22 protein-coding genes are annotated in these 25967 nt (G+C 62.5%); 2 read left to right on the plus strand and 20 right to left on the minus strand.

The genetic code is table 11. The features are described from left to right. Positions 1-101: 101 nt before the first annotated feature. The 17 genes from E4K09_RS03205 to E4K09_RS30065 all read right to left on the minus strand — a co-directional run bounded on the left by E4K09_RS03205 (position 102) and on the right by E4K09_RS30065 (position 19005). Positions 102-1238 carry a hypothetical protein gene (locus E4K09_RS03205; protein WP_134495149.1) on the minus strand — a complete coding sequence of 379 codons (1137 nt, stop codon included), beginning with the start codon at positions 1236-1238 and terminating at the stop codon, positions 102-104. After that, a complete protein-coding gene (locus E4K09_RS03210; protein ID WP_134495151.1) occupies positions 1235-3610 on the minus strand; it encodes a hypothetical protein in 2376 nt (791 codons plus the stop codon). Before E4K09_RS03210 ends, E4K09_RS03205 begins: the two co-directional genes overlap by 4 nt. A 10-nt stretch (positions 3611-3620) precedes the next feature. Then, entirely contained in the window at positions 3621-5078 is a 1458-nt protein-coding gene (locus E4K09_RS03215; RefSeq protein WP_134495153.1) for a baseplate J/gp47 family protein, read from the minus strand. Continuing rightward, a complete protein-coding gene (locus tag E4K09_RS03220; protein ID WP_134495155.1) occupies positions 5068-5586 on the minus strand; it encodes a GPW/gp25 family protein in 519 nt (172 codons plus the stop codon). Before E4K09_RS03220 ends, E4K09_RS03215 begins: the two co-directional genes overlap by 11 nt. Further along, entirely contained in the window at positions 5586-5921 is a 336-nt protein-coding gene (locus E4K09_RS03225; protein ID WP_134495157.1) for a hypothetical protein, read from the minus strand. The genes E4K09_RS03220 and E4K09_RS03225 overlap by 1 nt, the downstream gene beginning before the upstream one ends. A gap of 9 nt (positions 5922-5930) precedes the next feature. Continuing rightward, the gene (locus E4K09_RS03230) at positions 5931-7982 is read right to left on the minus strand and encodes a hypothetical protein (protein WP_134495159.1); all 2052 of its coding nucleotides are present in this window, start codon (positions 7980-7982) and stop codon (positions 5931-5933) included. Then, positions 7969-8586 (minus strand): hypothetical protein, encoded by a 618-nt coding sequence (locus E4K09_RS03235; RefSeq protein WP_134495161.1) that lies wholly within the window; start codon positions 8584-8586, stop codon positions 7969-7971. The genes E4K09_RS03230 and E4K09_RS03235 overlap by 14 nt, the downstream gene beginning before the upstream one ends. After that, positions 8583-9107, minus strand: a complete 525-nt coding sequence (locus E4K09_RS03240) for a hypothetical protein (protein WP_134495163.1) — start codon at positions 9105-9107, stop codon at positions 8583-8585. Before E4K09_RS03240 ends, E4K09_RS03235 begins: the two co-directional genes overlap by 4 nt. 10 nt (positions 9108-9117) lie before the next feature. Beyond that, complete coding sequence (locus E4K09_RS03245; RefSeq protein WP_134495165.1) at positions 9118-10710, minus strand: hypothetical protein; 1593 nt, start codon at positions 10708-10710, stop codon at positions 9118-9120. Continuing rightward, on the minus strand, positions 10707-13820 hold the full coding sequence (locus tag E4K09_RS03250) for a hypothetical protein (RefSeq protein ID WP_134495167.1): 3114 nt from the start codon (positions 13818-13820) through the stop codon (positions 10707-10709). Before E4K09_RS03250 ends, E4K09_RS03245 begins: the two co-directional genes overlap by 4 nt. Position 13821: 1 nt before the next feature. Further along, positions 13822-14097: a hypothetical protein gene (locus E4K09_RS03255; protein WP_134495169.1), complete on the minus strand. Its 276-nt coding sequence runs from the start codon at positions 14095-14097 to the stop codon at positions 13822-13824. Then, a complete protein-coding gene (locus tag E4K09_RS03260) occupies positions 14097-14543 on the minus strand; it encodes a hypothetical protein (RefSeq protein WP_134495171.1) in 447 nt (148 codons plus the stop codon). The genes E4K09_RS03255 and E4K09_RS03260 overlap by 1 nt, the downstream gene beginning before the upstream one ends. A 12-nt stretch (positions 14544-14555) precedes the next feature. Then, a complete protein-coding gene (locus tag E4K09_RS03265; protein WP_134495173.1) occupies positions 14556-15746 on the minus strand; it encodes a hypothetical protein in 1191 nt (396 codons plus the stop codon). A 31-nt stretch (positions 15747-15777) separates the two neighbouring features. After that, positions 15778-16719: a hypothetical protein gene (locus E4K09_RS03270; protein WP_134495175.1), complete on the minus strand. Its 942-nt coding sequence runs from the start codon at positions 16717-16719 to the stop codon at positions 15778-15780. Beyond that, positions 16703-17044, minus strand: a complete 342-nt coding sequence (locus E4K09_RS03275) for a hypothetical protein (RefSeq protein ID WP_134495177.1) — start codon at positions 17042-17044, stop codon at positions 16703-16705. The genes E4K09_RS03270 and E4K09_RS03275 overlap by 17 nt, the downstream gene beginning before the upstream one ends. Before the next feature lie 370 nt (positions 17045-17414). Further along, positions 17415-18107, minus strand: a complete 693-nt coding sequence (locus E4K09_RS03280) for a LuxR C-terminal-related transcriptional regulator (protein ID WP_166802137.1) — start codon at positions 18105-18107, stop codon at positions 17415-17417. A 400-nt stretch (positions 18108-18507) separates the two neighbouring features. Beyond that, positions 18508-19005 (minus strand): ComEC/Rec2 family competence protein, encoded by a 498-nt coding sequence (locus tag E4K09_RS30065; protein ID WP_244610337.1) that lies wholly within the window; start codon positions 19003-19005, stop codon positions 18508-18510. Positions 19006-19080: 75 nt separating this feature from the next. On the opposite strand from E4K09_RS30065, the gene E4K09_RS30070 reads away from it, so the two are divergent. After that, a complete protein-coding gene (locus tag E4K09_RS30070) occupies positions 19081-19590 on the plus strand; it encodes a hypothetical protein (RefSeq protein WP_244610338.1) in 510 nt (169 codons plus the stop codon). 145 nt (positions 19591-19735) lie between these two features. Here E4K09_RS30070 and E4K09_RS03290 read toward each other — a convergent pair whose 3' ends face one another. Beyond that, the gene (locus E4K09_RS03290) at positions 19736-21571 is read right to left on the minus strand and encodes a S8 family peptidase (RefSeq protein WP_244610339.1); all 1836 of its coding nucleotides are present in this window, start codon (positions 21569-21571) and stop codon (positions 19736-19738) included. Positions 21572-21625: 54 nt separating this feature from the next. Beyond that, a complete protein-coding gene (locus E4K09_RS03295; protein ID WP_134495185.1) occupies positions 21626-22756 on the minus strand; it encodes a patatin-like phospholipase family protein in 1131 nt (376 codons plus the stop codon). Between the two features lie 952 nt (positions 22757-23708). Here E4K09_RS03295 and E4K09_RS03300 point away from each other — a divergent pair. Next, positions 23709-23936 (plus strand): hypothetical protein, encoded by a 228-nt coding sequence (locus E4K09_RS03300; RefSeq protein ID WP_134495187.1) that lies wholly within the window; start codon positions 23709-23711, stop codon positions 23934-23936. A gap of 189 nt (positions 23937-24125) precedes the next feature. On the opposite strand, the gene E4K09_RS03305 is transcribed toward E4K09_RS03300, so the two are convergent. Next, complete coding sequence (locus E4K09_RS03305; RefSeq protein WP_134495189.1) at positions 24126-25817, minus strand: SUMF1/EgtB/PvdO family nonheme iron enzyme; 1692 nt, start codon at positions 25815-25817, stop codon at positions 24126-24128. Between the last annotated feature and the right edge of the window lie 150 nt (positions 25818-25967).

Genomic DNA, 25967 nt, shown 5'->3' on the forward strand with positions numbered 1-25967 from the left:
ATGCGCGCTCAATGGGACTTCTGTCCTCTCCAAGAGCTGACTCCATCTGTCATGTCCGATGCTCCAGCATGCCCGTCTCTCCTTCTCCGCCGCTCGACGCCTTAGCGCAGTCCCCCGCGCACTTGGGTCAGGGTCAGTGCCAATCCGCGCAGTTTCGCGCCACTGGCGGCATTCTGGTCGATTCCCTCCCGTGTCATGATGGTGGCGAACTGGTCCGGCTCGAGTGTCGCGAGCTCTCCGACCGTCCTGACGTTGTTTTTCGCGAGTGCCGTCTTGACCTCCGGTGTCACGTTGGTGAGATCGCTGACCGGTACGGAACTGAAGTTGCGTGTGGGATCTACGCCGAGAACCGCCCCGATCGCGGCCGTTCCGCCCTCGGTCGTCCGGATCACGGCGGCATTGCGATCGGCCACTTCGGCCACGAGTTTGTCGAGCGACTCGAATTCCGTCTCATCGGACAGGACGTTCACGGTGTCGCGAACGGTCACGCCGTTGTCCATGACGACGTCACCGAATTTTTCCACGAGCTCCACCTTCTTGACCGGACCGGTGAAGTGTTCGCGGATCTCGGCACGTTCGGAGAAGAGTTTGCCGAGCTGGCCTGCCCCTTCGGCGAACTTGCCGACGAGATCCTGCTCTTTCACCGGGTTGATGTAGGGCAGCATCATCATCTCGCCTTTGGACGTCTTCCACAGGTTGACTTTCTTATCCATGAAGGTCGTCGTGCCCAGGAAGAGCCCATTGTCGATCAACCCGCCGAAGTTCGGCTTGAGATCCGGCGTGGTTTTCTCCGCTTGCTGAAGCCTCAGGATGTCGCTGTTGATCCGGTTGATCTCGGCACGCAGCTCCTCGAAGCGGTTGTACAGGCTTTCGCGCATGGCCTCCAGCTTCGCAACTTCCCCGGCAAAGAGAGTTCCGAGTCCCGCGAGGTCCCGCTCGATGTTGTCGAAGCGACGGTTGAACCCGTCATCGGTTGCGGATGGTTCGGCCTGGACGACATCCTCCCCGTCACGCCATGGCTTATGGTGAAATTGCTGATCGAACGTGCCGAGGGGCGCCGGATCATGCGCCTCGAAGTTCTGCGTGTAGCTGAACGTCCGCAGGGTATAGCCGAGATTCTCGTAGATCCATGCACTGACGAACAGGCCCGCGTCGTGGCGTGAGATTCCCTGCTTCAGCAGACTGGAATAGACATTGTCCGCAGACCGCCCTCCGAAGTTGATGTTGAGATCGCTCATAACGGATCCTTTCCTGGCCCGGGGTTGCTTGCCGCCGCATAGCGGCCGAGGCCGCGCCGATCGCGGAAGCGACGATAGCTCCGGCCCGCAGAGCCCCGCAGCGGCTCGACTGTTCCGTCTCCATCGGCGTCGACATGGTTCTTACGGATGAAGAACGTGTTGATCTCGACGCCGATCGGAAACGCATGTTCCAATGCGTTCATCAGGAATTCGTATTGGCCAAGCGACAGGACGGCACCGTCCGGCAGATCGAGCTGAACCTCGTAGGGATCCGTCTGGTCGGTCCGCACGTATCCAAGCACCACGACCCCCATGAGCCCCGGCTGGGTCGGCGTGAGTGTCACGCGGCTGCCCAACGCGGTGATCTGCCCGTTCCCCCCGAGTGGCACGACGTACCACCGGAAGCCGGTCAGGCGCCGTTCGTTCAGGTTGATCCCGGCCTCGGGAAGGCCGATAACGCTTGCTATGAGAAGGATGTCGTCGCTTCCAAGCACCAGCGGCAGGACTGCCGCGACGCCGGCCTGCCGCAGAACGCTCAGCAAACTCGACAGCTCTGCCGGAGCCTCGCCGGCGTTGGTCATGATCCGATTGGCGAGGCCAGGCTCCAGACGGATCGTCTCGACCAACTCGGTGGGCACTTGCTTGAGCGAGACCACGGTCCGTGCAGCGCTCTGCACCACCGGCAACCCCGCGGCAGCGAGGACGAGCGCGGCAGGCTCTCCGGGCTGCAGGTCGCGAGCCTGATCCCAAAGGGCGCCCGCCTGGTCGTCGGCGATCCGGTCCAGGGCAGGTGCCCCGGTAGCCTGCCATGCGGCGTCGGCCGTGGCCATCGCGGCGAGCAGCGCCGCGTTCGATCCGGGGTCGCCCGGTGCATGATAGTGGGCCTGATGCTCGATTGGTGCGCCCACATCTGCACTCCGGGCGGTTCCGGTCACGACGAGGCCCCGTGTCGGAAGGTGGGACAGGTAAAGGCGTTCGGCGTTGGCCCGATGGACCGTCTCAAGCCCTGCGGCATGCCACAGCCAAGCGGCGTTCTCATCGCCGTTGACCACCTCCGATCGGGCCGCGAGGATCAGGGCTTCCGCCTCGGCATCGGCGCCGACCTGACGGCCGGGATCATGCAACAGCGTTGTGAGCTCGACGACAACCGCCGGAGAGGGGGGCTCGATATCGACACCGAGTCCGAGTTCATAACGGCTGCCGCCGTCCGGGTCCTGAGCGCGCAGAACACGCCAGGTCTGACCCGACCCTAGGGCTTTGACGATCCGTGCCGCGCGCGCCAGGGCGTTCGCGAGACCCGGTGCGATGGCGGCGTCATCGGGCCATTGATAGCCGTCCTGCAAGTGAGCCCGCAGCGCGGCGATCCTCGCCCGCGAGGCAGAGGGGATTTCACGCTCCGCATGCACGAGGTCTGCCGCCACCGTCGGCGCCGGCCACACCAGCCGTACACGCCTCAGATAATCCAGGAAGTTGGTTCGCGTCTCGTCTCCAGCGGAACTGAAAAGACGCATCGCGACGGCGAACTTGTTTTCGCTCTCCCTTATCGCGAAGCGTGTTCGCAGCCCGATCTCTCCCATCAAGCCGTTGTTCTGCTCCGGAGAATCCGCCAAGCCGGTTCCGTTCAGCAACTCTGCGAGCCTTCGCCGGGTCGGAACGACGAAAGGCCTGTAGATCTTGAGCCTGCGGGCAAAATCAGCGTCGCTCTCCGCTATGGGCAGCGCGTCCGCTCCAATGAGCGGCCGGCTCACGATCTCTCCGGTGGAGCTGTCCCAGGTCAGCGCATCCGACAGTCGCGGCACGCCGAGATCCGCACCGTAACGATCGAGCGCGTCGAGACGGGCCTCCTCGAGCCGTCGCATGGCCCGGATGTCGCTGGACTGGCGTCGCAGGCGGTTCTTTTCTGCCGTGAGCAGGACAATGAGCTTTCCGAGATTGCCCTCGATCAGGGTGGCTTCGAAGAACCGGCCGAGATCGGCGGCCGGCACATCCGAGACCGCTCCCCTGCTCACGTGGCGCGCGGCGAGCTGGAGAGTGAAGGGAGCGGCCCGGTCGTCCTCGCCCAGAGCGGGCACGTAGGCGGGGAGTGCGGCGCCCGGATCGGTGTAAGGGGCGAATTCCAAGTGCGGCAAGGTGAAAGCGTCCGCTCCCTCAACGACGGCAAGGTCGAGTTCAAGGCGCTCGTCCGCGAGCGGAATGCGGCACGAGATCAGCACCAGGGGAAGTCTGGCGTTCCAGTCGACCTGGATGGTCCCGCCCGGGCTGATCGGGAGCGGAGAGGGCATCGCCCCGGCGGCCAATGGGCCCGTGAGGTTGAGCGTCAGATTGCGGATGCTCGCCGACATCACGGTGTCTACGGTTGCGGCTTGGCTCATCGCGCCACCTCTACACGATCTCGAGCAACGCAGGATCGTCGACGTCGGCGAACACGGCCTGCTCCTTGAACTGCAATTCGATGTTCCGTCCACCAGCGACCACCTCGGGCGTCGCGGCAACCGGGCTGTTGAAATTCAACGAGGTGAAGCTCGCCGGATAGCGGAGCAACTGCAGATCGCGCACGTCGACGATGCCGGGCTCGTCCATGAGGGCGTAGATGACCTCGGCGGCCCGCACCGGTTCGCCCAGATGAAGCTGGTCGATGTAGCGGCGAATGCGAGCCCGCAGCCGCGCCCTGAGCTCGCGGGCCGCGACGGACGCATTGATGGTCTGGCGGGTGCCGGTCGGGAGAGGCAATCCACGCACGACGAGCTTCGCCGCAACACCGATCCCGATCTCGGTCGTGACCTCGACCACCGGAAAGATCCCCATGGGGCGCAGGTCCTCGATCACCGATTCCACGGCGACCTTCAACCCGTCCGGGCCATCCCAGATCGCAGAGGGCGTCGGAGCGACGAGAACCGTGAAGTAATACGGGCTTCCGAGGTCGCGCTCGGCGCTGAAGACCCGCTCTATGAAGTTGAAGTTGCCGAAGATGGATTGATTGATGTCCAGTCCACCGCGTCCGTCGAACACTTGGACCTGAGACACGCCCGGCACCAGAGACACGGCCGTCTTGACGGATTCCACGGTCCAGAGGGAGCGCGGTGCGTTCAGCAAAAGATCGCGATATCGCGCATCCGGCCACTGCAGCTCGCCGCCCGTGAGTTTCTGCGTATGCTCGATCGTGATCAGACGCTCGCCAACGGCAGTCTCGGTGGCGTGTAACTCGTTGAGAGCTGGGTCGGCGTCGTTCCAGCGGTCGATTTTCTCCACCTTGGTGCCGCCCATGTCCACGTTGGGGTCGAGATTGTGGCTTGGTCCCGGATAGAACGCCTCGACCTGCACCTCGATGGCCTCGTTCTTCGTGCGGAACGAAACCGTCTCCGCGAGCGCGACGTGATGTCCGCCCGGCGTGGCGAGGCGTGCACCGCGCGGGATCGTCAGCCTTTGCTGCCCGGCCGGGAGATCGGCCCCCAGGGTCAGTTTGATCCGCCCACGCGCCTCGAGGTGGGGCCTCGGCAATCCGAGTTCCCGGCCATGCCGGCTCAAAGCGTCACCGGAGGCGCTCACGATGAAGAGACTGTCGTAGAGGGCCGCTTGATTGGCCCAGAGACGCGCATCCTCGAGAGCCGTCAGCTCCAGGATCTTGCGCAGCATCGAGCCGGACCCGAGATCGATGTCGCTGCCGAAGAGCATGCGGGCGAGGGCGATCTTTTCCGCGAGCAGACGGCCGAAGGGTTTCGGGACGAAGCCGGTGTCGGTGACACCGAAGGCTTCGGCGCCGGTGGAGCGCTGCACGCTTTCGTCGATCGCGAGAACCTCACCGAAGTCGATGATGGTGGCGTTGGACGTATTATCTGGCATTGAGTTTGACCTGGTTGACGGTGAGCTGCCCTCGATCGCCCGTGTGGGTCTCGAACTCGACGGTGACGTCCAGGATCCCACGGCCCGCCATACGTTCGGCTTGATCCTGTCCCCGGGACGTCGGCGACGGGTTGCGCAGGCCGTTGTCCAGCCTGACGTCGATGATGTTCTTGATCCGAGGATCCTTCTGGAGGAGCTGGATGATGCTGATCCGGATCCTCTCCCGCATGAGCACGGGGTCGGTCTCCTCCGCGATGGCATTCAGGCCGTCGAAGCCAAAGTCGGAGTTGAAGACATCGCTGCCGAGCGCCGTGGTCAGAGCCAGAGTCAAACCCTGCTCCAGATTGTCCATATCGGTGACCTGCGCGAAGTCTAGGCCGCGGGGTCCTCGCGATAGAACGAGGTCGATTCCCAAATCAAATCCCGGAGTGACGCCGCGCGTCTGCAAGCCCCGGCCGAGGAGGTTGCGGCGAAGCCGTTCGGCACGGGTGAAGCGGAGATCCGGCATCAGCTCGCCTCCAGTTTCGTCTGGGCAGGCGGCACCGGGATGAGGAGCTTGTTCGGCACGTGCGCCGGGGCGGTCAGCCCGCCGAGACTGTCCAGCAGAACGGCTTCGCCATCGACCTCCAGTTTCTCGGCCTTCCCGGCCGACACGCTCTGGACCGAGGTGCAGACCGGCTGATTGCTGCCCGCTCCCGCGCAGGCTGTCACCTCCGCGCCCACGATGCTGCCGACCACGAGGACGGGTTGGCTATTGACCTCCAGCCTCGCGGCGCCCTTGAACTGAACCTTGCCCTGAAAGCTGCAGGTAACCGTATCGGCCTTGCTCAAGACCTTGCTCATGAGCCTCTCCTAACCATGCACCTTCATCTTGTTCTTCACTTTGACGTCCACGTCGTCGGCGACAAGACTGATCGTCTTGCCTGAGAGTGTGATGTTGCCGTCCTTGTCGATGGTGATCCGGGCCTTGCTGCTCTTGTGCTCGAGGGTGATCCCCTCGCCAGCGGCGTCGCCCATCTTCGGCCGTTGGTCCGTTGCCCCGGCCCGAGGGAGACTGCCCTTTCCGACGCGCACCACGAAGCTCGCGGTCTCGACGATGCGCTGGCCCTCGGCGTCGATGAGATCATTCACGACCTTTCCGTCGTGGTGAGCAGGCGGCGGTTTCTTGTCGGTTCCGGGCGCCGTCTTGGCGTCGACCGGCAAGGTCAGCCACCAGTCCCCCGGCTTCGCATTCGGGCGCAATGATCCGCGCCAGATCCCGCCGAGATCGAGCACATCATTGAGCTTGCCGTGTCGATAGCCCAGCGCCACGGTCGCTCCCGGATAGCGTGGCACGACTTGGCCGCAATAGCCCCAGGCGAACGAGGTCAGATAGGCGACGCCGCGGACGCGCCTGAGGGGAGGACGCGGAAGATCGAGGGTCTCGATCGCCTGCGCCCGCCCATCGTCGGGCACCAGCCCCTCCGAGACTGTGCTTGAGAGCCCGACCGTCTTTTCGGCCGTATCCGGCTGGGCCTGGAAATCCCAGATCTCGCCGGCCTCGAGCAGCCTGAGGCTGGCGATGCGGCTGTCGACCATTTCGCGCCACATGACCGCAGCCGCGATGGCGGGATCGGCACTGCGGACGGTCGTTTTCTTTTGGGTGCCCTGAGGCTTGTTGGCCTCGGGCAACGACTGCCACGGCTTCTTGGGGTCGTCGTAGACCGTGCCCTTGGCGATTGTATAAAAGCCCGAGTTTCTGCTGTGGCGGTGCAGAACGCTGGCTACGTACAGCACGGTGTCGGGCTGCTCGGCCAAGCCGCCAAGCAGCGGTGCTGCGAAGCCGCCGGCCAAAGCCTCTCCCATGCCGATCCCCAAGGCGGAGGCTCCGGAATCGTCCGGTGCCTTGAAGGTCACGAGTTCACCCGGCCTCAAGTCCGGCCGGCCCTTCAGCGTGAGCGTGAATTGCTTCGGCTTTGGTTTCGGATTGTCCTCGGCTGCGAGCTCGCCCATGTCGACCGCCTCGCGGGAGACCTCGATGAGCCCCGTTTCGGCGTCGATCACGAGAGGCTTGGTGCCGGCCGCAGTATCGGTGCGATAGGGGACGTTCCGCTGCCCGATGATCATTCGCCCGTCGCGGATCAGGACCTGGGATGGACCGGCGACATTCTGCTCCAAGTCCTTGACGATCGAGTCGATCACCTTGCTGCAGCGTTCGTTGGTCGGTGCGGGCGCATCGTCGCTGGCCTTCTGGCTAGCTTTCTCTGATGTCGTCTTCGGCTCGATGAACTCGATCGTGATTCCGCTCGCGGCCTTGACCTTGTCGATCGTCTCCTTTTTCGTATCCGTCTCAACGGATTCGATGCGGGTCGATCTGAGATTGTAAAACACCTTTTCGGTCGCGGTGATTTCGGTCTCGTAGGTGCGAGCCCCCAGGCGCCGCTGAACCGAGGTCACGATGAGATCGGAGATCTTTCCGTCCGGTTCGGCACGGCCGACAGCACCGACGGCGTCCGTAAGACCTCCGAGATTGGCGAGATACCCGCCGATCCCGCCCATATCCTGCCAGTGAATGTAAAGCTTCGCGACGAGGCGCTTCACGCCACCGAAGTTCTTCACGAGCCATCCATGGTCCGCATCGGTGAGGCCCTCGATGACCATGTGGTAACGCCCGCCGCTGAGGCCCTCCTCGAGCGCCGCTTCGATCTCGGCGTGATAGCCGCGACTGGAGAGGGTCAATGTTTCGCCGGATCCGACTCCCAGCATCGCACCCACCGCCGCAAGGGGCGCGGGAACACCGATCCCACTGCCCGCGCCGCCAGCCGCGCGAGGCTTCGGGGGATCCTCGAGCAAAAAATCGAGCTGCCAGCCGGCGTAATTGCCGATCTTGGCTTTGTGCGTCTCGGTGAGGTTAGCGAGGCTCATGTCTCTGCCATGTTTTCAGGAGGTGGCCGCGATAGCGGATCGACAGCCGCCGTTGAATGAGGGACTCGATTCGAAGCTGCACGGGCCAGCGCCGGACGACGAACTCGTTGGTGGGCGGCGGACCGAATTCGGCGATCGCCTCGTCGGCCGCTTTCCATGCGAGGCGGATGAACGAGTCGCCGGACGCGCCTTGCATGACGCCGGCGCGCAATCGCCAGGCCATCACCCTCACCTCGATGGCGGCGGCCGTTTCTCCGGGCGGGAAGCGGCGCGGCGGCGCGAGGGCCAATGCTGTCGCCCCGATCACGATCCCATCCCGGATCAGCGTGATCCGCGGCGACTGGCCCATCGGGGCTTCGGGTGCGGCAGGATCGAACGGGTCCGATTGATCGCTGCTCGTCGAGATGATCACCTGGGGATCCGCGTCGAGCCATTGGCGTGCGAGCCCGGTCGGCAGGGTCAGCTTCAGGCGGTGGCGCGGATTGAGCTCGACATAGTGCGGCAGCCCCCCGGCGACCTGGGATTCGACGAGGGTAAAGCCCTCCGGCGCCGCGTCGCCGACGGCGGGAACAAGATAGCGGGAGAGAGGGAATGTCCACATCATGATCCCACGAAGTCCCGAAGGCCGACGACCAGGGTGCTGGCGTCGAGAATCTTTCCAAGAAGGCTCGGCTTGGGCATATGGTCCAGCGTGACCGAGACATCGATCGACTCGCGTCTCTGGCTGGTGACCGTGAAGCTCAGCGACTTCACGTGCATGTCAGTTCGGATGGTCAAAGCCGTCACCAGAATAAGGCCGGAGATCTTCCCCCCTGTTGCCGCCTGCATGAAGGATCCCCGCTTGGAGGATTCCGCGATGGTCTCGAGCGCGATCTTGTTCAGGAACCGGCTCTTGCCCACCAGCATGCCGGTGAGGGTGACGGAGTCGTCGTGAGTTGCGACGATCGCCTTGTGTCCGGTTGAGCCGATGGGAGGCAGGTGATAGCTCTCCTGAAGCGTCATCTGGGTCACGGCATAGAGCGGCACGATGACCGGGCCGTCGGCAATGAGGGCGGACGGGATCGTGACCGACGTCCCGAAAGCCTCATCGCTGCTGCCGAAGATCGTAAAGCTGGTCTGGGCCATGTGCCTGCACCTATGGGACCGGGGGCTTCCAAACGCCGACCTCGAGAAGCTTCAGCCGTTCGCTCACCTCCGACACGATGCCGATCGCGCTCGTGACTTTCAGCTTCACATTGTACTTCTTCAGAATCGCGTTGAACTCGGCGGTCTTGGCCGGATCGAAGATCTCGCCCTTCTTCCAGCCGGCCGTCTTTGCCTTCAGTTCCTCGCCGCATTTCCGGTAACGCTCGACTGCATCGCGCGCCATGGTGAGACGCTGCTTCTGCACGGGATCGGTCGGCTCAGGAAACTTCTTCCACTCGACGTTGATCTGGCGCTCGAAATCGGCGACATCGGCCAGGATGTCGTCCGCGAGTTCGTGCGTGAATGCCGGCACGTCCGAGGCGGACTTGGACGAGAACCACGCCTTGTCGTCAGCGACCCAAATCTCGCCGTTGTCCTTGAACCCGACGATGTCCGTGCCGCCCGACTTCGAGTAGCCTTTCGGCGGCTTGAGAATGTTCAGATCTTCATGCCGCCCGAGCTCCCAGGTGGCTGCGCGCTCCGAGACCATCGAACGGCCTTCGTTCACGAGGTAGTTCTCTCGCCAGAACCCTGCAAAGTCGCTGCGTTGCGACTTCGTGAGAGGCTGACCCTCGGGAATTTTCCGTTTTGTCTTGAAATTGGCCCAGGCCTCCTTGAGGCGGCTCGCGCCTCCCGCCGCATCCATGGCGAACGGGCGCACGCCGCCGAACTCGTCCTTTGCCGATGGCAACAGGATGAAGTCGCTCTCGGCGATCGCTTGGGCGAGGTCCTCGTCGTGGATCCGCTCTAAGACCTCGATCTTCATTCGTCCTTCGATCGTCTCCGGATTGTTGATCAACGCCTTTCGCCGGGCAGCCCCGAGCTCCTTGACGGCTTTCTCCAGATCCGCAACTTCCGCCAGCGAAGCTCCTTTGGCGTGCATCCGCGCCTTGGCGTCGGCAATGAGAGCCCCCTGTGTTTGCTCCTCGGCCGTCAACGCCTTCTGCAGGATCGCCGCCACCTCGGGATCCGCACGGGCTGTTTCGAAGGCTTTGTGCAGTGCCGGCTTCCTCCGCGCGAGATCGTTATAGGCCTCCTTCAGGACGCCCGGCGGCTCGTAGAATCGCCCACGGGTCAGATGCGGATCCGCCTCCTTGAGGTTTTTCGCGGTGCCTTCGAGGTCCTGCTTGAGCTTGGTCGAAAGCTCGTCGGCGATTTTTGGCAATTCGCGTTGCTGCAGGTCCTTCTGCAATCCTTCCATTTCCGACTTCACCTGAGCGAAGAGGCTCTGCAGGTTCTGCGCTCCCGCGTCGCCCATGGCCTTGCCGGACAGAATGTTGTCGAGCGCCTCGCCGACCTGGGCGCGCAACGCGTTCATCGTCCTGAATCGTGCGGTCAGGCGCCCCAGTGTGAGTTCGCCCATCCCGTCGAGGGCCGCTGCCCCGAGGGCCATCATGAATTCCTGCGCTTCGCTCTTGGGAATTCGGTACTTCGTCTCAAGCTCGCGCGACATTCTCACCATGGCCGCGTCGCCTTCGACGGCGGCACGGAGGACTCCGAGGTCGGCGCGAAGAGAAAGTCGGGGTGATTGTGGAAGGGTCATGAGTGGGCCTCCTGGCGTTCTCGGGCATGCCGGGCGATGACGCTGCGGATCATCGCCTGCGCCCCTTCCGGACCTCCGGTCGAATGCACCATTTCAAGCTGCTCCATCGCGTAGCCGGCGATCGGCGAAGCAAGTCGCTGAACGACTTCCTGAATCGCCATCGCCGTGACCATGTCGCGAATGAGCACCTCGAGAATGTCTCTCGCTAGAGCCTCGGCTATCTGTGTGGCGATCTTTTTCGCGACGAATTCTCCTGCGGCTTTGGCTCCGGCCCGGGCGCCTTCCTTGAACGCGGTTTTAACACCCTGACGAGCGGCGCCGATCACAGTGCCAGCCTCGGGAATCAAACTCAGGGCGAAGCCGATCCAGGCGATGTAGAGGTCGAGCTCGACTTCGGCCTGCGTCAAGACCTTCTCAGGGTTGATGAGCGACTGATAGAGGCGCTTTTGCCGGTAGGCCTTGTCGAGTTCGTTGACGGCGACACCGACCCCGAGTGCAACGCCCGCAGGAGGGCACAGGACCGAGAGAGCCACGATGCCGGCAAACTCCACGAAATGAATCAGGCCCTGCTTGCCGAGTTCGACATCGAACGCATAGTTGAGCCCCTCGGCATAGCAGGGCTGACCGAGAAAAAACTCGCCGATCTGCTTGTGCGCCTCAAGATGGATACCGCCGAGCCGGTACTTGCTGCGAGGCACTGTGGCATTGGGAATATCCTCGTTGATCTTCGATGCCCGGAAGGCATAGAGCCAGTCCATGCGGACGAGCATCTCCTGCTCTTGGTTGTTGCGCTCCATGTCCTTGAGGAGATCCCAAAGGGCTGTTCTGATCGAGGTCGGGTTCGCCTTGAACTTCTCCATGACGTCAGGGATGTCGAAGAGCTGCTTCACGAGCGGGTCGGCTCCCTCGCCGGTGCCGCGGGCCATGAGGAGCGCGATCTCGATCTGCTCGGCTGTCCAGAGAATCCCTTGGCTGTCCCGAACCCTCGGCTCGGGCCCGTCGAAAACGACCTCACCCTCGCTGCCGGCGTGATAGATCAGAGCTTGACCGCCGCTGAGGAGCTTGACGAGGCTGGCGGATGCGGCGAGCCACGGCGAGGCGCCCTGAGCTGCCATCCCGGCGGGCGAGTCGGCGACCTGCCCGGCGATCCGCAGCTGCGATGCGTGCTTCAGCCGGTCGCGCAGGAACTCCATCTCGCCCTGACGCTGGAAGGTGCTGGCCATCAGCAGCTCGAAATAAGGTGCGTAGCTGTTGAAGTGGTTGATCCGCTTGTCGATCTCCTCCCGGGAGCTCTTGAGCATCTGCAGCATCAGGACGCGGCAGGTCATGATGAACAGATTGGCGACCGCCTCGGCGACCTGTGGCTTGTACTCCTCCAGGAACCGCAACCGCCAGGGCACCGAGTGGGTCGCATACTCACCCTCGAACATCTCCGCCTTGGCGAATTGCGCCAGATCGAGAACCTCGTGGGCGAGCTGATCGATAAGGGCGGCGGTTCCGGCGGAGTAGCGCAGCATCCGCATGGCCGGTGAAATGGTCGGGACGAACCGGATCAGTCCGAGATTCCCCTGGCGGACCGGATCCGTGAAATAGGCGCCGGCGGAATCGCGGGCCGAGTGCTGACCGATAGCGACGACGCGGCCGCTCAGGGCTGACGCGGCGTTGAGGCAGAAGTTCGCCGCATAATCGCAGGTTTCGATGTTGAGGCTATAGGCGATGCTTTCCATCATGCGGCGAAGCCGGTCGGCTTTCCGCCCGATCTGGGTCATCGTCCGTTCGCCTCTGAAGGGCTCGCAAACCAGAGCGAATTGAAAAAGGGCCTTGAGGCCGGGATAGCGCGGCCTCGCGCCACCCTTGCCGTCGCCCTTGCTGCCCTTGTCGCCGCTGCCGTCCTGGCCTTCGGTGCCTTGATCTCCGTCCTTGCCCCCAGAGCTGCCGGTGCCGGCCTCGTCGGATCCGGCGCCTGGAGTCTTCTTGCCGCCGCCGAGCCCACCCTTGCCGTAGGTGATGGGCTTGGTGCGCGGAACGGCGCCCAGATTGGGGTAGAGATAGGCCTCGCCCTCCCACCGGATCGCACCGGCGTCCGCGGGCATCCCGAGCAGAAGTCTCTTATCCCCCACCTCGATGTCCAGGAACACAGCGCTGGTCTCGACCGTCTTCCAGAGCTCCAGCAGATGAAAGCCGACCGCGGTCTGCACGACCTCTTCCAGCTGCTCGTGCGTGAGCTCCGTGAGGTCCTTGGCGAAGCGGCGAATATCGGCTTCGAGCAAGCTGCCGAAGCGATCCTGCATCAGGGTCAGACCCTCCACCTCGGAGGCGGGCTTGTCCATCCAGCGCGCGAGGCCGTTGCCCGTGCGCGGTGCAACGAGCTTGCGGGCGACCTTGGCGTCCTTTCCGAATCCCTCGACCTGGTATTCGAAGAACCCTGCGAAGTAGATCTCGAACCATTCGGTTCCGTCCTTGGTGACGAACAAGTGCCAGCGGCTTTCGGGATCGAAGTTCGTCGTCGGAGTCAGGATCCCGTATGGTCTGCCCTGCGGCGGCTTGTTGTCCTCGTTGAATCCCGCAAGAGCCAGTGTCTTGTCCCGCCATTTCTTGAGGTCGGCGGCATCGGCAGCGGCGAGGTAGGCCCAGCCCGGCATCAGTTTCTCGCCGAAGTAGATCCGCTCGTCGTAGTTGACCTGAAGCCATTCCGCGCCGCCCTCGTAGCTCGGGACCTGGTAGAGCCTCAAAAGACCGGACAGTCGGTCCCGCCGGGCGCGCTCGCGGGGTGGCTCCGCCAATGGCGGCGGCACCTTCGCGGCGAGATCAGCCAGCCGGAACAGCCCTGCGTCGTCGGCGACATCGACCAGATCGGCGGCAAGGGCGTCCTCCAGCGCCGACCTCACCATGGCAGGAATGGTGGAGGCGGCTTCTCCGGACCAGCTCACGGACGGTCGATCCAGGGACACCCCGAGATATCCGCCGACCGGCAGCAGCACCTCCTGCCGGCTGTGCTCCAACACCCGACGCGTCGCCGCGCTGATGGCCGACAGCAGAGCCTCCGGGCGATGCACCAGGGTCGCTGCATCGGTCACAATCCGGATCGGTACCTCCACGTCGATCGTCATGTCAGTCCGTGTCCACGCTGTCGGCGGCGTGCATCAGCTTGGTGAGCACCAGGTCCGTGAGCCTGTCGAGGCTGACGCCGCCACCGCCTGTGACGACTTGAACCTCGACCGGGAAACGGTATCGAACCATGGTGCGGTCGCTGGCGATGACCTGTTCCGCCTGAGCCTCGCTGCCTGCAGCCGGCAGAACGAGTTCGCCTTCGTGCACCAGTGCCAAGCCGGTTCGCGTCACCCGTGCGGCATAGCCTCCACGTGCCAATCCAGGGGTGCTGGCCATTATGGAATTTCCGCTTCAGTCTGATCGGCCGGGAAGGCCTTGGGGTCGGCCTTTGCTCTGAGGCTGAAGCCCGAGAAGGTCGCCCCCGGTGCGCCTGAAATGCCAACACTGCTCGGCCCTGCGCTGGTGATGATGCAGTCGTGCATCAGGATGCTCTTGAACGACCAGTCATCGCCGTTCTGTTCGAGCAGCGTGACGTCGAAAGGCGTTCCGTCCATGGCGAGAGCCGTGAGCTGGCCAGCTACCTCGCCGATGGCTTTGACGGTCATCGAAAAGGTCATGCTTTGCGGCTGATAGATGACGCCGATATGGGTGTCCTCGATCGAGTGGATTGGCTCGGCGTTCAGCGAGAAGGTCGGAGTGAAGGAGTCGATCGGGGAGATCGTGACCGCATTCCCTCCCTTGCTCGACTTGAAGGTCACAGCCAGGCGAGTCTTCCATTCCATGGTTCAGTCTCCCTAGAACTTGGCAACCAGGTTGACCCTCAGGCGGTGGACCGCGGGGCCGTAGGTGATCGTGACGAACATGTCGACCGCACGGTTGGCGCGGGCTTCGGTCACGAGGTTCACGTCACCGGCGGAGCGGGCCGCCTCCGGGATGGACAGAATGTCGAGCAGTGGGATCTCAACAGCGTAGCTGTCGATCACAGCGCGCCGGCGGAGCGGGTCGAGGATGCCTTCGGTTTGCAACCTCAAGAGGGTAAGGCCGAATTTCGTGATCCGCGCGTCCCCGATCTGGCCAATGAGGCCTGCCCGAAGTCTAAACTCGATATCGTCGAGCACGCGCACGATGTCGATGAACAGGAGACGCGCATCGGAGGTGAACAGCCGCCCTTCGGCAAAATGGAGGCTCTCGCCGACGATCAGGTCGGGGTCGATGATCGGAAGGATGTTCTGTTCCGACAATCCCTTGATCTCGGCCGGGCTGAATTGGAGTTCCTTGGGGATGGTGATGCCCCGGATTGGCTTCAGAACCGTGGAAATGTGCGGCTCGAAGCCCGCGATGGCGGCCATGGCGGCGCTCGCGACATCCTTTGCGTCATCGGCATTGGGAGCGCGTGCTGCCACCACGATCATACGGGACACATCGCTGCGCAGGTTCGCCTCCGCGCCCGTGAGCGCTGCCACCGTATCGGCTACATATGTGCCGCTTTTCGGCCGCGTCGGATCGACCATGGCGACGCCGATGCGCCGGTTCCCTTGGGCCGACATCGCCTCACAATGCGCCTTCAGCGCCATCAGACCTGTCGGTCCGCCGGCGCCGTCATCGTCACCGAGGTCCCATTCCCGGGCGAGGGCAACGAATGTGACGTCTTCGACAGCCTCCAGCGAGGCAAGCCCCTCCGCATAATCGTCGCTCACCTTGACCCCGTAGATCTTGCTCGGCTTCGGATCCTGGAGCATGGCGAGTTCGAGAGAATTATAGAGGTCGTTGCGCACCAGAGTGCCGTCGGCAGCGGACGCAAACGCCTGCTTTGCGTCGTCGAGAGTCTCCACGCGCACCGGTACGTTCATGGCCGCAGTGCCGTTGTCCTGCGCGGGGACCTTGCCGACGATGGCGATGACGCCCGGGGACCGCTGCGCAACGGGCGCCGCGGGAGGTGTGATCTTCACTTCGATGAATGGATAGGCAGCTGCGACACTCGCCATGGGGACCTCACTGTCTCTCGAGGGTTGATGTTCATACCGCCACCAAGCCGATGCCCTCGGCGGCCAACCAGCGGCCCGCCGCCTTGCGCCGGGCCACGCGCGCTTGATCGTCCGGAAGGTTGTTCGCTGCTCCGGGCCAGGCGGCATCGTCGAAAAGCTCAGCCGGCACGATCCAGATCACCGTGATGGGCTGCCGCCGCGTGAAGCCGGGCACCGCAGGCATGTCGAGGCCGGAAGTCTCGAGCCGAGATCGGACATGGTGGGTGGTCACCATGAGTTCGCCGATGGAAACCGGCATGGGCCTGACGAGGATGGCCGCGGCAAGCGGCAGGATCTTGGGTGCCGGCGGGACGCCCTGCGCGAGCGGCGTAAAGGCGACCGTCACGCCGGCAACCGACCGGTCACCCCCCAGGAAGCGTATCATCTCGCCTGCCGATCTGGCGCCCTGACGGGTCAGCCAAGCGTCGAAGCGGGCATCGTCGACGAGTTCGGATTGGCCAACCAATCCCTGCAACTTTGCCTTGAGCCGGGTGCGACGTTCCGCTTCGAGCGCATCGGGGTCCGCCGGCAGGCCACCGAGCGCGGTTATGATCTCGTCATCAATGCTGCCGCTCACGCGTGCAGTCGAGACCTTGTCGATCGAAGCAAGATCAGTGACCGTCCGGGCAATGATCGCGCCGCGCCACACGGCCTCAGCATGGAGACCACCCCCGGCGAGGCCGTCGACCTGCAGACTGATGCGGGTCTGCTGCGGCATTCCGACTGGCGACCACATGCCTTCTACGGTGACGCTTGTGGGCAGGCCGTAGCCAAGTCGCAGTTCATCGAACCGGGATCCGAATGGCCCCTCGATGGGCTGGTTCGACAAGTCGAAGGCTGCCTGCAGCACCTGCTCAAGCGCGTCGTCGTCGAACAGATTCTCCCGCGTGGCCGGATCGGCGAGGCGGATCAGGATGCTATCGACAAATTCCATGAACGTCCTCCGCCGAACGGATGGCAGCCATTAAGCTAGCGGTGGAGAGCTCGCCGAGCGCTATGCAGTTGGGCCGCAACTCGTAGAGCAATCCCCGTCGGCCATTCTCCAGAATCCGCAGCACCTTCGCTGGTCTGACGGCGAACAACAACCGCACCGGATCGAGACCCGCAGTGCCATCACCGGGTCCGGTGATGATGATGTCCGGATCCGCCTCGTGCACGGCCTCCACCAACGCCGAGGCCTCGAACACACCTTTCACTCGCCCGACGATCAGCAGATCCGCGTCCGATGCGACGATGCCCGAGATGATGTCAGCCAGCATGTCAGGCAGGTTTGTGAGGAGGACTCGGATCTTAGCCATGTCTGTTCCACGTCGCCCCACCTTGCGCCGCTCAAGCGTTGGGGTAAATGAAGCCGAGGATCTAGACGTGGATCCAAACGAGGATGCAGATCGACATCCGCTGCCGAGTGGATGATTGCCTGATCCCACGAGACAGGACGCTCGGCGGCGCGATGGATATGTGGCACAGCGGCATGAACCATTGGATCTAGCGAGATCCATTCTTCCAATGGCCCCGTGGCATGCCTCCCGCTGGAGCGGGTCTCACGCGCGGCGGCTGCGCATCATGACGGCGTGGCGATCGACGTTACTCACGCAGGTCTGATGGATCTCCACCTCTGCTGAGAAAGCCCTATAGCCCGGGAGGAGCCTGCGTCGAGAAGATCGGTGAGGGCGTGATGCTCGGATCGCGCCGAATCCGGGCGGCGACTTCGCCTCGCCGCCGCAACTGCAGCTTCTCAAGGATGTTGTGGATGTGGTTCTTGACAGTCGCAACCCTGATCCGGAGCTGACAGGCGATCTCCTTGTTGGACAGACCGGTCTCTATGAGGGAGATGATTTCATGTTCCCGCTTAGTCAGCGGAGTTGCCGGACTGGGCGAGCCGAGGCCCGCCGAGAGTGTCGCCAGCCGGCCGATCAGGAGAGCCGCCAACCGGGGAGAACAGACGAACTCGCCTCGCATGGTCTGATGGATGGCCATGATGAGATCGCTGGTCGATGCCTCACGGGCTACGAACGCCGCTGCGCCGGCTTCCGCCCACGCGATGATGTCACGGTCCGCTTCCGAAATAGCCACCGCGATCACCTTCAGCTGCGGGTACTGCGTCATCAGACGCCGCGGCAGCCCAATACCCTCCTGAAGCGAAGTGTCGAGAAGAACCACGTCCGGAGAGAGGGTCCGGCATTCGTCCAGCGCGGTCTGCGGCGTTGCCGCACCCACGACATTCAGGCTCGCGTCACCCGAGAGAATGAGCGCCAAGCCCTCGCGGTAGAGGCGCACGTCGCTCATGATGATGACACGTGGCCGGGACAGGGCCAATGACATCGCAGGCTCCCGTTCGGAGCCCGTCATCCCGCACCATGGGTCGGATCGAGACATTCTGCAGACCTCACAACGGCGCCTCTGACCCGCCTCTGCTCGGCTGGTCATTGGGTTGCGGACGCAATCATTGCAACGTCGATCCTACGCGTTCGACCATCGTCACTTTGACTTGAGGACACCACTCAAACTGGGTCGAAAATGATCTATCGATGAAAGATAACCTATGATGGAACGCTTCGCTAGAGCATCGTGGCCTTGAACGCCGGGTGTTCGACTGGATCGCACCCGCCTCGAATGGATACCCAAGATCGGCGCGCTGCTACTCTGTTCCGTTAGTGCATGAGCGAAGCGCAGTTCTCAGGGAGCCGCCTGGACGTTGCCGGGCCGCACATCTTTGGTTCTGTCAGAACCCAAGAGGGGTAAGCAGATCGATGACGTGGGGCTGGTTCGGTTGGGCGCAGACGACCTGCTGACCTGCCGCTGGCATGTCCCGCTTCGCAAACAACGCAGCCAAACTATCACGCTCCGGCACCCAATTTCTTCTCTTGGAGCGCTCTGCGTCGATCTCCTCGATCGGATACGTGAAATGAAGCGTGAAAGGCCGGTTGCCGCAGACAGAGAACAGCATCTCCAAGGTTTCACGCTCCGGATTGCCGTGCTCCCCGTTCCCGGAAAAAACATAGTGATCCGCGGTAACACGCTCGAAGAAGCTCGGCTCCATGTTGTTGGCGCTGCCGTGATGCGGAACTTTCAGGATGTCGACATGCAAAGACCCACCTTGCGGAACCAAACCCGTCAGCTCCAGACCTTCCAGGATCTTGTCGCCACGGGCATCCCCGGTCAGCAGCATCCGCTTTCCTGCCAGTTCGGCGAGAGCGACAATGCTCGACAGATTCGGCACTGACTCGTCAGTGAACGCCGCGAGCGCTGCCTCGGGAGAGGAGCGCTTCAGGTCTCTCTTCTTCAGCCACTCGTCATGCTTCGTCTGGAGCGCCTCGAGCTCTGCCTGCATCGGACCAACGACTGTCAAGCTGAGATCCCGGCCGAGGTCGACCGGTTTCGCCCCGGTTCGCGCCATGATGAGCTTGCCCCCGAACTCACCGTTGATCGCGACATCGAGGCGGCGCAGATCGTCGCGCAGGCGATGCCCCTGGCCGAGGCTCGCCAACACCTTGATTGCATCCGCGTCAAGGCCCTCGATATTCTCTGGATCACCTCCGACCGCGGCGGCGCCGAACTGGGCCGTGATGGACGCCCGCATCTCCTCGGGCGTATTCCCAATGATGTCGTCGAAGGTATTGTGCCAGCAACCCAGGAGGTCGAGGAGGGCAGGCCGACGTTCGTCGCTCTGTGCGACCAGCTCGCCCGTGAGATCCAAGATACCGTGAATGTGGTCATCGTCCACATGGCTGACCATCAGGACGTCAACGGGAAGTGCCTGTGCCGAGCCGATTTGCCGCGCTGCTCGAATCTCGCCGAGCCGTGACCGCAGATGTTTGCGATAAACCTTCGCCGGGCCGCCATCGATGAGCATCAGGCCAGGATCGTCCTTGCATCCCCAATGGACCAGCAGGCAATCGCCTTTCCGGGCGGGCCTCACATCAAGACTGAAGATCATGCCAGCTCTCCCGTCAAATACTCTGGAGGGCGCGGAGGACGTCGAGCATTCCATGGCCCTGGAAAGTGCGTTCACGGTTAAGCCCAGTTGCGCTGTCGCAGATGATCTGTTTGATGCGTTTGGGCTGCCCGATGAGCTCCGAGTAGCGGGCCATCAGCATTGCCGCGGCGCCACTCACATGTGGCGCCGCCATACTGGTCCCGTCCTGCTGACCCCAGCCATTGTCCGGCAGCGGCCCGTGAATGCGTTCGCCCGGCGCCACGAGGTCAGGTTTCAGACGCCCGTCTCCGGTTGGACCGCGGCTGGAGAAAAAGCTCACTCCGTAAGTATGAGGCCAGTACCTGTGCGTCGAGCCGACGGTGATCACGCTGTCGGCGTTCCCAGGATCCGTGATGCTGAAAGCAGCATAACTCTCGAAGGATCCTTCACGTGTCTCGAAGCTGTGATAGCCGCGATTTCCGGCTGCCGCCACGACCACTACGCCGCTCTCGATGAGACGCTCGCATTCGTTGCAAACGGGCGTCCGGCCGCAGGCGAAGTTGCGGACGTCGTGCGGGATTGAAAGGCTGAGGTTGACGCCGTGCACGTTCATGAACCCGGCGCGCTCGTTGATGTGTCGGAGATACTGCAATGCGGCTATCACGGCGAACTCGGTGTCCGATGCCGATCGAGCCAGGACCCTAATGTCGAGAAGCTTGATGTCCGGGCACATGCCGTGGGCAAAATCGTTTTCTTCCTCCTTACCAGGCTCCTTATCTGGCTTGCGAGCGCCGATGATGCCAGCCACATGGGTCCCATGGCTGCCGTTGGGTGGTGTATCCGGTAAGATCTCAACGAATCTCTCCACGAGCTCCCATTGCATGGACCTGCCGCGCCGCGCGTCCTGCGCAAGGGTGGCAAGGTATTCCCGCGCCTTTGCCGGCTCCGGCGGATGGAGGAGAGGCCTCTTAAGGAGCATGTCCGCACGTACGTTGAGCGTTTCGGCGCGAAGATTGTCCAGGCTGATGATCTGTCTAATGGTGCTGAAGTCGAGGCTGCGCGTGACGCGACAGGATTTGCCGTTCCTGTCCTTGAAAACCGGGTGTTTGGCATCGATCCCAGAGTCGAGCACGGCCCAGGTGATGTCCTCGCAGTTAATGGAGAACAGCGTGCGGGCGGCATCAGCCTTTACGGCTGGAACCGAGCGCTCGAGCGCCGCGGTCGCGCGTCGGTTGAGCGAGACCTGCCAGACCAGGGATGTGCGCTCGGGTGTCTCCGGATCGATGCTCCCGAAGAGAGTGGTCAGACGTTCCGCTACCTCCCGACCCTTGATCCACTGAAGCAGTGCCGTGAGGTCTCGTGGCTGCGCGAGGCGCTTCGCGCCGGAAGGGCGAGTTGGACCAAGGGAAGCCCAATGAATGATCCCGGTCAGGGCCACGTAGCGGTCGAGCGGAGTGAGTTCGATTCCGGGCAATGGTTCTGCCCGAGGGGGCTGGCCGGAACTCCGCTCCCAGGCTTGTGCCGTCGTGATGAGTGTGTCGACGATTTTTTCGATACGGTCGCGCGAGTATGGGCTGAGCTTCGTCCTGACGTTACCGACCGACCACCAGTACGTCATCGGTACGAGGTGCCGAATGACGGCCTCGAATGTTAGCCGGGCCGCGACAATCCCTTGCACGTACGCGACGTTGCGATCCTCCTCGCCTTGTGCGGGAGGGCCGCTGTCGACGATTGCGGCGGCTACCCGGCCGGACGGCACCGTGCGGTATGGCTCGATGAGCAGGTCCTGCGGTTTATCCGGATCATTCGCGAAAGCGATCCAAACATCTGCAAGGATTGGCGATTCCTGCAACTGGCGGCGATCGTCCATAGGCCCGAGCAGGATGAACTCGACGAAGCGTCTCGGGATCGGGACAGCCATGCCTCAGACTCCGCCCGGACAAGGAAATTCGCCCCTCGGCAGGTCTGGTGTCACATGCTTCCGCAATGCGGCGTCACAGACGGCATATCCCCAATTGATAAGCCGCTCCTGATGGTGGGCGGACATGCGCTTCAGCCGTGTCGGGATCTCAGCGAGGGCCAGGGTACGTTCATGGGGGCAGGGCAGGGCGCTTGCGAGCCCATAATCGGCAATATTCGTGCGGATGCCCCAATAAGCCCCCTTCCGGGAGCCTGCCTTGTACGAGTCGATGACCTGCCTCTTGCGCAGCGAGCGGACCTGATTGTCCACTAGGTCCATGATCCTATAGGCATGCCGCGCCCAATCGGTCTTGGGCTCCTCCTCTGGCGCGAGCTTGCCGCCCCCGTCGCTGACGAGGATCGTCTTGTAGCGTTTCCAGGCTGTTTCAAGCCCGAGATTGTCATAGACACCCCCATCGGTAAGCATGACCTTCGAGGTGAAGGGTTCACGTTGGAGATCGTGACCGGAACCGGGAGTGAAGCCATCGGGGTCGAGCCTCAACTCGAAAGGTGAGAGGACAGGCGGAAAGGCCGACGAGGCAGCAACTGCGCGAGACAGTGGGATCGGCGGTCTACGATATTCGCCAACGCGATAATCACGCATATAGGGCTTCATGAAACGCCAGAGGGCACCCGATTGGACATTGGTCGCATTGATGACGAACCGTGGCGCGTCGGGCAGGTCCTGCAGGGTTGCGCCATGATAGAGATAGCGATCATAGGCGCCGGAGACCTGGTCGCTGATACGACCCGGCAGGGCGATGCCCCAGAAGATCGCGTCGGCATCGATTGTCTCTCCTGCCAGCGCACGGATCGGCTCGACTACCCGTGGGACAAAGTCGGTGAGCACGCGTACGGGGTCGAAGCTGAGATGGGGCCACGCCATAGCCAGCACGCCGGCCGTGATCGATCCGCCTGAAACGCTGGAGATGCGAGCGATGTCATTGAGCTGCCCGGCTTCGTAGAGCCGCCAGAGGGTTCCCACGTGAAACAGCATCGCTCGATAGCCCCCGCCGGACAGACAGAGGGCAACACCTTCTTCCGGCCCACGGGGGCTCTCTTCGCTCTCGATGGTCTGAACAGGATCCTCCGGCATGTGTTCCTCCGGTCATCCGAGTCGTTACCGGACCGGCTGCGATCACACGCCCTGCGCCTAGTCCTTGGAACACTATAGGGAGGCCTGTTCGACATCGGAACAGCTCAGTCACTCTTGGTGATGGCGCGAAAGGATATCGGGCCCGACCGGATTGCCTCGCAATCCCCGGGGTATCGTCACATTGCGCAAGGAAGAACGGCTACGGGCTTTTCCGGATCGAGGTAAACTGGACGGCGATCTTCCTGCTTTACCGCAAGTGTGATAACTATTTCGCACAGTGTGATGCGGAGAACGGGTGATCGGGCGGACGCGTCAGTCAATGCAGTTGTATGGCTCCGGTTCGAGCGTCAGGCGATGGTGAGTTGCTGTTCGTGCGCGCTTCTGGCCGACACGATCTGTCTTGTAGAATGCCGGCTGCGAGGCGCCACATGAGCCATTGGGAGATCTTTCGCTGGAAACCGATCCGTTGCCATGTGCCCGAGCGCACCGACAGGGTTCGTTTCATGGTTGATGGTGAGCCCGGCAACAGAATGCCTGTCATGATGAGGAGAGTGCTATGCCTGGATTGCCCTTCGCACCTCTTGCGTTCGGTGTTCTGATCTTGAGTTCGAGTCTAGCAATGGCTCAGTCCGCAAGGACGAGCCCAGGCGGCCCGGTTCAGTACTACGAGGGCGTGACGCCGCGCGGCATCGTCACCCAGCGGCCAGATCCGTCCTGTGGCCTTGTGCAAGTCGGCTCGCGTCGTCTCTGGGCCTGTCCCGTGCAAACAACCGGCTCGGTCAGAGCGCCGGGAGCCGGCATATTTGAGTCGGGTTATTACCGCAGCGGTGATAACAATCGTACGGGCGTAAGCGCCAGAGGCGGCAGTAACGCCGCCAGCAACAGCGGCAACACGACGAGCAGTACTACTGGCAGTACCACTGGCAGTACCACCGGTAAGAGTGGTGGCACCATGAGCGGCAGCACCGGCAACTCCGGCACCATGAGTGGTACGACTGGTAAGAGCGGCAATGGCACGATGAGCGGCAGCAATGGCAATACCACCGGTAAGAGTGGTGGCACCATGAGCGGCAGCTCCGGCAATACGAGCGGCAGCAGTGGTAGTCGCGGCGGCAGCAGCGGCGGTGGCAGCGGTGGCGGTGGCAGCGGTGGCGGTGGCGGCTCGCGTGGCGGGATGTGACGATTGACGCCCATCCGTCGCACGAGCATCCTTCGGCCCAATGATCGCCAGCCAGGGACGTTGCCGATTGCTCTGCCCCTAGCTGGCACCTTGAGGCTGTTGCCTCCATCCGTCAGGCCAAGGTTCGGTCAGCCATCCACGGACGGTCAAGTCACTCGCATCCTGGTGGTGCAGCTCACTGGTCGTCCATCATTCATCCGGCAACTCGCATACGATTCTTAAGCCTACGCGGCCCTGCCATCCTGCCGTATCCCAGATCATAACATCGCGGTAAGCGGACCGACAGATCGCTGGATGATGTGACCATGAGCCACCGCGCAGAACACGTAAATCCTGTCGGCCGTCCAAATAGGCCCTTCCGTCGGCCAGAACATCCCCGTAGTGCTCACGCCACGTATCGAGGCAATGCTCCCAGACATTGCCATGCATATCGTAAAGCCCGAAGCTGTTGGGCGGAAAGGAACCTACGGGCGTGGTCGTGTTGCGGAATACTCCGATCGGTCCTTCCGCATACGAGCCTGCTTCATAGGTTGTGTCGTCATACTGGATGCTGGAGATGTCTTGGCCGCTATTCATCCCACGGACGGCGCCACCGGTCCCGCAGTAATTCGCCAACTCTCCGGTAATGGTTGGGCCAAAATGAAAAGGGGACATCGTGCCAGCACGGCAGGCATATTCCCATTCGGCTTCCGTCGGCAGTCGGTAACGAAGACCAGTCAATTTCGAAAGCCGATCGCAAAACTCCACCGCCTGCAACCAGCTGATCGACTCCACGGGTAAGGTCACACCTTGAAAAAATGATGGAGCATACGGCAGGTCGCGTTTGATTTTTTCCGGAGCGCTCCGAAGCAGAGCCGCCCATTGGGCTTGTGTTATAGAGGTGCGGCTCATCGCAAACCGCGGCACCGTCACCAGGTGCTGTGGCCCCTCATTTGGGCGCCGCTTAGGTTCGTCGAAGGGCGAGCCCATAATGAAGTCCCCAGCTGGGATTAGCGCCATTTGCAGAGAAGAATCGGCTCCAATCGGCTGAATGAAGAACTCGATAGTTTGCTGATCCGGTTTATTGCGCTTGCCCAGGCTGTTTACCGTAATCAGCTCTATCGCCGTTCGCTGCCGGGTGGGCATGCGCGGCCGGTAAATCGGCGCTACGGCTGCCACAATGCCTGCGGACGCAAGACCGATGCCGCCAAGCCCAGCCCAAAGGATTGTTCGACGGGAAAGCCATGTCGGATTCTCGGCTGTTGAACTTGCTTGGACCTGTGCCGATCCTCTCTGTGCCGGCGCTTCGCTCGAGAAAATTCCAGACGGAGGCTCTTTCTTGTTTTGGCTCTGGCCGGGAAAGGCGGAAGCCACATTGCCTCCCAGGCTCGCAGTTGCGCTGGTCCCGCATAGATCATTGAGGTCTCGGATCAGGCGATCCATATGAGGGTGGAAGTCGCGGCCGCTGTCCACCGGTGCAGCATTGCGGAACGCAAGAGGCCGCAACGACTCGGGGAGATTTTCCGGCTCTGGCATCGCTGTTTCATCGACCAGGATCGGTATGACCGGAATATTCCGCTGAAGAGCCGTTTCGATCTCGATCCGAACGAGGTCCGTTTCAGCATTGATCCGCGCGTGCTTGCGGTCCCCTGCCCAGTGTGGTCCGATGATGGCGAGAAGAACGTCGCATTTGTCCAGTTCTTTTCGGATGTGCTCACGAAAGTCGACGCCGAACGGAATGCTGTCGATATCCATGAAGACATTCGTTTCACCGTAATGCTTGGCCAACTTGTCGAAAATTCGACCTGCGATGGCTCCCGCATCCAAGCGGCGATAGGAAAGAACAATTCTCATCTGGAGAGCACGTTCTTCTCGAATTCCCTTGATAATAGCATGATTCAACCGACTAGACTGCGGCGATGCAAGAGAATTTCTTGGCACTGCCGAGCAACAGAGCGCCTCTGCAAAGTGACGGAATGCGGCTTGTCAGGTTATCGATCGGAGCTCCCAGCACCAGAAATTCAGCTCCACCACCGCGCCCAACCAGCATGA

The organism is Microvirga pakistanensis (assembly GCF_004458765.1).
Taxonomy (GTDB): domain Bacteria; phylum Pseudomonadota; class Alphaproteobacteria; order Rhizobiales; family Beijerinckiaceae; genus Microvirga; species Microvirga pakistanensis.